Origin of the sequence: Streptomyces sp. NPDC001634, assembly GCF_040298185.1 — a bacterium.
GTDB lineage: Bacteria > Actinomycetota > Actinomycetes > Streptomycetales > Streptomycetaceae > Streptomyces.
In genome coordinates, this window is sequence record NZ_JBEOZU010000111.1 from 1 (window position 1) to 6,085 (window position 6,085).

7 protein-coding genes and 1 pseudogene are annotated in these 6,085 nt (G+C 68.7%); 4 read left to right on the forward strand and 4 right to left on the reverse strand.

Annotation, left to right across the window (positions count from 1 at the left end):
- Positions 1-109: 109 nt before the first annotated feature.
- Positions 110-349: a hypothetical protein gene (locus tag ABT186_RS41975; RefSeq protein WP_351234185.1), complete on the reverse strand. Its 240-nt coding sequence runs from the start codon at positions 347-349 to the stop codon at positions 110-112.
- An 817-nt stretch (positions 350-1,166) separates the two neighbouring features.
- Positions 1,167-1,634, reverse strand: a complete 468-nt coding sequence (locus ABT186_RS41980; protein ID WP_351929593.1) for a transcriptional regulator — start codon at positions 1,632-1,634, stop codon at positions 1,167-1,169.
- Between the two features lie 231 nt (positions 1,635-1,865).
- On the opposite strand from ABT186_RS41980, the gene ABT186_RS41985 reads away from it, so the two are divergent.
- The 3 genes from ABT186_RS41985 to ABT186_RS41995 all read left to right on the forward strand — a co-directional run bounded on the left by ABT186_RS41985 (position 1,866) and on the right by ABT186_RS41995 (position 4,088).
- Positions 1,866-2,150 (forward strand): helix-turn-helix domain-containing protein, encoded by a 285-nt coding sequence (locus ABT186_RS41985; RefSeq protein ID WP_351234181.1) that lies wholly within the window; start codon positions 1,866-1,868, stop codon positions 2,148-2,150.
- A 94-nt stretch (positions 2,151-2,244) separates the two neighbouring features.
- Positions 2,245-2,841, forward strand: a complete 597-nt coding sequence (locus ABT186_RS41990; RefSeq protein WP_351929595.1) for a sigma-70 family RNA polymerase sigma factor — start codon at positions 2,245-2,247, stop codon at positions 2,839-2,841.
- Positions 2,838-4,088 (forward strand): BN159_2729 family protein, encoded by a 1,251-nt coding sequence (locus tag ABT186_RS41995; RefSeq protein ID WP_351929597.1) that lies wholly within the window; start codon positions 2,838-2,840, stop codon positions 4,086-4,088. Before ABT186_RS41990 ends, ABT186_RS41995 begins: the two co-directional genes overlap by 4 nt.
- Positions 4,089-4,175: 87 nt before the next feature.
- Here ABT186_RS41995 and ABT186_RS42000 read toward each other — a convergent pair.
- Both ABT186_RS42000 and ABT186_RS42005 read right to left on the reverse strand, forming a co-directional pair.
- Positions 4,176-4,486 (reverse strand): annotated as a pseudogene (locus ABT186_RS42000) (transposase); the annotation flags it as partial.
- Positions 4,487-4,672: 186 nt separating this feature from the next.
- The gene (locus ABT186_RS42005; protein WP_351234175.1) at positions 4,673-4,996 is read right to left on the reverse strand and encodes a hypothetical protein; all 324 of its coding nucleotides are present in this window, start codon (positions 4,994-4,996) and stop codon (positions 4,673-4,675) included.
- 341 nt (positions 4,997-5,337) lie between these two features.
- Here ABT186_RS42005 and ABT186_RS42010 point away from each other — a divergent pair, with 341 nt between their 5' ends.
- The gene (locus ABT186_RS42010) at positions 5,338-5,811 is read left to right on the forward strand and encodes a carboxymuconolactone decarboxylase family protein (protein WP_351929599.1); all 474 of its coding nucleotides are present in this window, start codon (positions 5,338-5,340) and stop codon (positions 5,809-5,811) included.
- The last annotated feature ends 274 nt before the right edge of the window (positions 5,812-6,085 follow it).

Sequence of the window (6,085 nt, forward strand, 5' to 3'; positions counted from 1 at the left end):
GCACCGCCCGCCGTCGTATTCTCAGACGGCGGGCGGTGCGGCCTTTACTGAAGACAGGGCGATCTCAGAACCCACGTCGTACAGAAATTCCCCCGTTCCTGCCCGGTGCTCAGTCGACGGTCAGCCTGTAAACCGTCAGGACATTTCCATCGACTGAAACATGGGAATCCAGCCCGCCTGTCCCCAGCCTGGGGATGGCCTTGCTCACGGCCTGAAGTTCGGCCGCGCTGAGAACGGCGGTGGCGGCCTTGATGATATTGATCAAGGTTGTCTCGGGTACTTCCTGGTGCGCATCACCAGGGAGCAAAATCACTGGCTCGCCGGTACTACCGCGGACGACAGCGGTCATGGAAGTTCCTTGTACGACAAGCACCTGCTACCCCTCTCGCCAACGCGCATTTCCAACCCGCTGGTCCTGGCACGGCCAGAGGATATCCGTAACGCTCCCTGGTGGCCGTGAGCGTGTTGCTGCCGCTTTCCTCCGTAAAGATCCCGCCAGGCCCAAGAGCTCCCCCGTCACTGCTGGTCACGGGTGAAATGATCCTGCCGTGGCCGGTGTGATCACGGCGTCGAAGCCGTCCTGGACAGCCCGGGCTGAGCCTGCGTCAGCCGGCACGCTGATCACCGCGATGGGGCGTGAAGGCGCACATGGTGCGCAACAGGCCGGCCGAGCCGCCCACCAGGGGATGACCGGGTCTTGCCGGCCGCCGCGAACCGGAGGGCGAACCCGGCACCGCGGCAGCCGGCCTCGCTGTCCGGTGAGGCAACCGCAACGGCTGCGCGGCGTGAAAGCTGTCCGGCGCGCCCAAACGCCGCGGCCGCACCAGGATGATCGCAAACGGTGGCTTACCCGGCGCACCGAACAGGGCCGCCGCGGCGGTTCAGCGCCTGCTCGCGCCCGTACAGGTCAACCCCGCGCGCCACACGTCTCGCTCGAAATGGGGCCGCAGCCCGGCCAGTTGACCCTTCTCGCACCGGATGCGCGCTGCAAAGCGGCACAGCATGCAGGACATCGTGACGGGCCGGCAACCCCGCCCCTTTCCCGGCACAGCCGGCGCCGGCTACGGCCGTCCTGCAGGTGCGCCTCCAACGTCAGCGCCGGTCAGGATCCGGCCGATCGTGCAGCGGGTGGTTTTGGCGTCGGCCCGCCTCTGCACCGCTGTGGGTTACCCCTCGTACAACAGCCCCCCGTCGCGGGCTGCGTCGATCTCCACCTGAAGTTTGATCGCCTGGACGATGCTCCCGCTGAGTGTCTTGCGGATGATGGGATCGGTGATCCCCCACGCATTCATGGCCTCGTCCGGGGACAGTGCCGCCGAGCTCACCTCCCGGCTTGCGGGCCGGGGTCCTCGTTGTTCAGGAATCAGGCCGCTCTCCACCAGCATCCTCCCGTGATCGAGGTTGAGGACCGTCGCCCACGTCGTCAGCTGCGAGGGCAGCGGCAATGTCTTGCCTTCCAGTGTCCGGCTGATGGTGGTCAGACTCAGGCCGGTCACGGCCGCCAACTGCGCCCGGCCGCCCTGCCGACGGCGCACGTCGTACCCGGCCGCGGTCGCGACCGCCGTGAGATACGCGCCGATGCGCTGCGCCTGAGCCTGCCGCGTCGCCCGACTTCCGTGGGGGGAATCTTCCATGCTCCGCATGCTCGGGAGGGTAGCGCGCATGCATGCAGTCGCACGCTAGTTGCATGCATGCACCTTTGCAGGTCAAGGGCCTAGATCAGCGTTCTTGCAGGCCAAGTCGTCGATCTCGCACTTTTGTGCGATTCAAAATACTCTTGCGTCACTTCAGGTTGGCAACTTGCATACGTTGCGTGCGTGTGGGTCAGCCGCACGGATGCACGTCCCTGAGGGGGTCTTTTGACCATGCTCCGCCTCCACATGGCCACGCTCCTGGTAAAGGCCCAGGAACTCGGTGACCAAAGCGTCGCCGACGTGGCGCAGCGCACCGGTATCAGCAGATCGACGCTCCACCGGCTCGCGGCCGGGACGAAACAACCGAGCCTGGACACGCTCTGGGCCCTGCGCGACGCCTACGGGGTCCGGCTCGACACTCTCGTCTACGACGACCCGCAGGCCACGCGGCACACCGCCGCCTCGCTCCGGCCACAGGCGCCCGCACGCATCCGGCGCCGACGCCAGGGCGCCTGACAGTCCTCCCCTACCCGCTGCGGGCCGCGACCCGGGGCGGTCCCCCACATGATCGGCCTACCACCCTTCATCCACTCACGATCGGGAGCATTCCTTGACCACTCAGGCTCACGCCGTATCCGGCGGCCCCACCACGAGGGAACCGGCCCTCATCACCCGTGCCAAGCAAGGGGATCCCGAAGCATTCGGCGAGTTGTACCGGATGCACCACGACGTGATCGCCACCTATATCGGCCACCGCCTCACCTCGAACCCGACGCTGGCCGAGGACCTCACCGCCGACGTCTTCATGAAGGCATGGGCCAAAATCGGCACCTTCCGATGGACCGGCACGCCGATCCGTGCCTGGCTGTGCACCATCGCCCACAACGTCATCGCCGACCACTTCAAGATCGCCGCGACACGGCGTCTCACCTTCGTCGACCAGATCACCCACGTGGGAGACGCCTGGACAACCCCCGTCAGTGCCACCGAGGAGACGGTCCTGTCCACCCTCGACGTCGTCGGCCTGCACGACGCCCTGTCCGGGATCACACCGCGTCAGCAGGCCGTCATCCGGCTGCGGTTCCTGGGCGAACTGTCCGTCAGCGAAACCGCCCGCACCCTGGGAACCACCGACGCCGCCGTCAAAACCCTCCAATGGCGCGCACTCGACTCCCTCCGCAAGGCCTACGCGGGAGCCGCCGCATGACAACCATCCCCGAAAACCCCACCGACATCGAACACGAACTGGTCGAACAGCTCGGCCAACTGGCCCGCAGATTCGTCGCCGACCTACAGGCACAGGGCCGCCTGGTGGAAACCGGCGGCGCGCAGGTACTCAAACGGCTACAGGAACAGGACCAAACGCAGCACAGCCTGCGGGAGGCCGACAAGGATGCCGACGTAGCGCAGCGCAGCCTGCGCGGGGCCGACAAGGTCGCCGACGAAGCGCAGCACAGCCTGCGGGTGGCCGACAAGGATGCCGACGTAGCGCAGCGCAGCCTGCGGGTGGCCGACAAGGTCGCCGATGAAGTGCAGCGCAGCCTGCGCGGGGCCGTCAAGGATGCCGATGAAGCGCAGCGCGGCCTGCGCGGGGCCGACAAGGATGCCGACGTAGCGCAGCGCAGCCTGCGGGTGGCCGACAAGGTCGCCGACGTAGCGCAGCACAGCCTGCGCGGGGCCGACAAGGACGCCGACGAAGCCCAGCACAGCCTGCGCGAGGCAGACGAAGGCGCCTGCGACATCATCGAATTCGCTCCGAGCCCCAAACCGCCCACCCCCACACCTCAGGCGCACACACCCAGGACGCACACACCCCACCCACCACTGACCGTGCCACAGCCGGCCGGCGCGCCCACCGTCGAACACACCCCCACCATCAACCCGGCCACAAGCACCCAGGACCCTTCGACAGCCGACCAGGCGCAGGCCCGGGCGGCCACCACAGCGGCCAGGCTGCAGGCCGAAAACATCCATCGACTCGAGGTCATGCAGATCACCTCGGACCATGAGCGCGTCATCATCCGCATCCGCGCCCTGTCGCTCAGCGACTGGGAATACTGGCTGGCCGCAATCGGCGCACCACTCGACGCACCGACCCACCGCGCCCCAGGGGCCCAGATCGCCGCCGGACAGATCGACGGCATCGACGTCCACCTCACCGCACACGAGGTGCCCCGCCTCCTCGACGAAGCCGCACAAAACGCCGAGGATCCCTTCCACCTGGCAGGCCGCATCTACGACCTCGCCCGCGGCCAGATCGACCGCCACGGCCAGACCTGGCTCCACCACGGCCAACGCCAAAACGACGACGTGCCACTACTGACCCTCTACGGCACCAGCGGCCCCCTCTACCCACTCACCTCCATCATCATGGCCAACGGCCCCCTCACCTCCGGCCCCGCCCGCACCCCCACACCCAGACCCACCACCACCCAACCCCAAGACACCCAGTGAACACCCACCCCGACCCCCACCCCAGCCGACCCAACACCAGCCCCGACCACAGAGCTCGGGGCCTGTTGGCGCACGAGCAGGCGGAGCTCGTTCCCAGCGCACGCGCAGCGGACGGAAGCCGTGCAGTCAGGCAGTTGGTCCGCTCGGTCACCCACCGGTAGACGCCCAGACCGCTGCCGTGCTCAGTGCCGCGGCGTCCGATGGCAGGCACGATGCCGCGCGCGGACCTCCTTGCGGTGGCAGTCGTGGTCGTAGCCGTGGTCGGCGAAGACCGTGACCGTCCTGCGGCGGAGCCGACCGACCCGGCCGCGGACGGGTGGGACGGCGTCGAGCAGGGGCAGGAGCTGGGTGACGTCGTTGCGGTTGCGGCAGGTCAGGATCACGGCGAGCGGGGTGCCGCACAGCACCTGCCGGTCCGGCAACGGCTTACGGCCCGGATACCGGAACCTGCGTTCCGTCCTCGGCAGCAGCGGCTCGATGCGCTTCCACAGCTCATCCGACACGATCCACGGGGATTCCCCCACGCGCACTACGCTCAACCAGCGACCCGGACACGGCCCACAACGCCGATCCACCTCATTGTGTCAGCCGTTGTAAGAGACGGCCTGGTTGCGCCGGTCGGCCACGGCCCACGACGCGATCGCGACGGCCCCGGCCACCCCGAACACGGCGGGCCAGGCGCCCACCTTCTTGGCCAGCGGATGTGACCCGGCGAAGGCGGCGACGTACGCGGCGGTCAGCGCCCCGGCCGCCACACCGCCGGCCTGCTTGCGCCACCGCTGCGCGGCCGCGGCCCCCGCGACGGCCAGCACGGCCCCGCCGAGCTGCCGCTTCTTGCTCCAGCGGGCAACCCCGTACCCGCCGACGAGCCCGCTCGCGGCCACCACTGCCGTAGGAACCTTCGCCATCGCTGACTGCCTCCTTGCTTGTGCGTGATCGGCCATCCCAGTGGCCACTCCGTTTGCCGACCGGATGTCAATCCGGTGGCCGGTCCGGAGGGAACGAGGCTAACTCCGCGCGTGGGGGCGGCAGGGTGCCGGGGTCGGGCCGGGCGCGCCGCGGAGGGGCTGGAACGGTGCCGGCACGGATGCATGCCGCGATCAGCGCGTTCCTCGGGACGGCCTCGGACTGTGACCACCCCCGGACACGGTGAGACGCACGTCACATCCATCCGCCTCGCCCGGTCGTCACATCCCCGCGCGCCGCTCCGTCAGTGCTGTGTAACGGTCAATACAGCGAGGAGATCACCATGGAAGCGCGTCTCAACTACTACGCCAGCCCTGTCGCCGCCAAGTTCGCGAAGTACATCAACTCGGCGGGCAAGGTCGTCACCGACTCGACGCTGCCGGCCGCGACGCAGGAGCTGGTGAAGATCCGCGCCAGCCAGATCAACGGCTGCGGCTTCTGCACCGACATGCACACCAAGGACGCCGCCCATGCCGGGGAGACCTCGGTGCGCCTCAATCTGATCGCGGCCTGGCGTGAGGCGAAGGTCTTCACCGAGGCCGAGCGGGCCGCCCTCGAACTGACCGAACAGGGCACCCGCATCGCCGACGCCGCCGGCGGTGTCAGCGACGAGGCCTGGGCGAACGCCGCCAAGCACTACGACGAGGAGCAGCTCGCCGCCCTGGTCTCGCTCATCGCCCTCATCAACACCTACAACCGTATGAACGTCATCGTCCAGCAGCCCGCCGGCGACTACCAGCCGGGCCAGTTCGGCTGAGTCGCGGGAGGACAGAGCCCTAAGGTCGGAGCCCGGAGTCGAAGCCTGGAGGTCGGAGCCCGGAGTCGAAGCCTGGAGGACCGAGCCCGGAGTCGAAGCCTGGAGGACCGAGCCCGGAGTCGAAGCCTGGAGGACCGAGCCCGCAGTCGAAGCCCGGAGGACCGAGCCCGCAGTCGAAGCCCGGAGGACCGAGCCCGCAGTCGAAGCCCGGAGGACGGATCCCGGAGGCGGGGGCCGCGCCCAGGGGGCCCCCCCGCCGGGCAGCACCCCCACG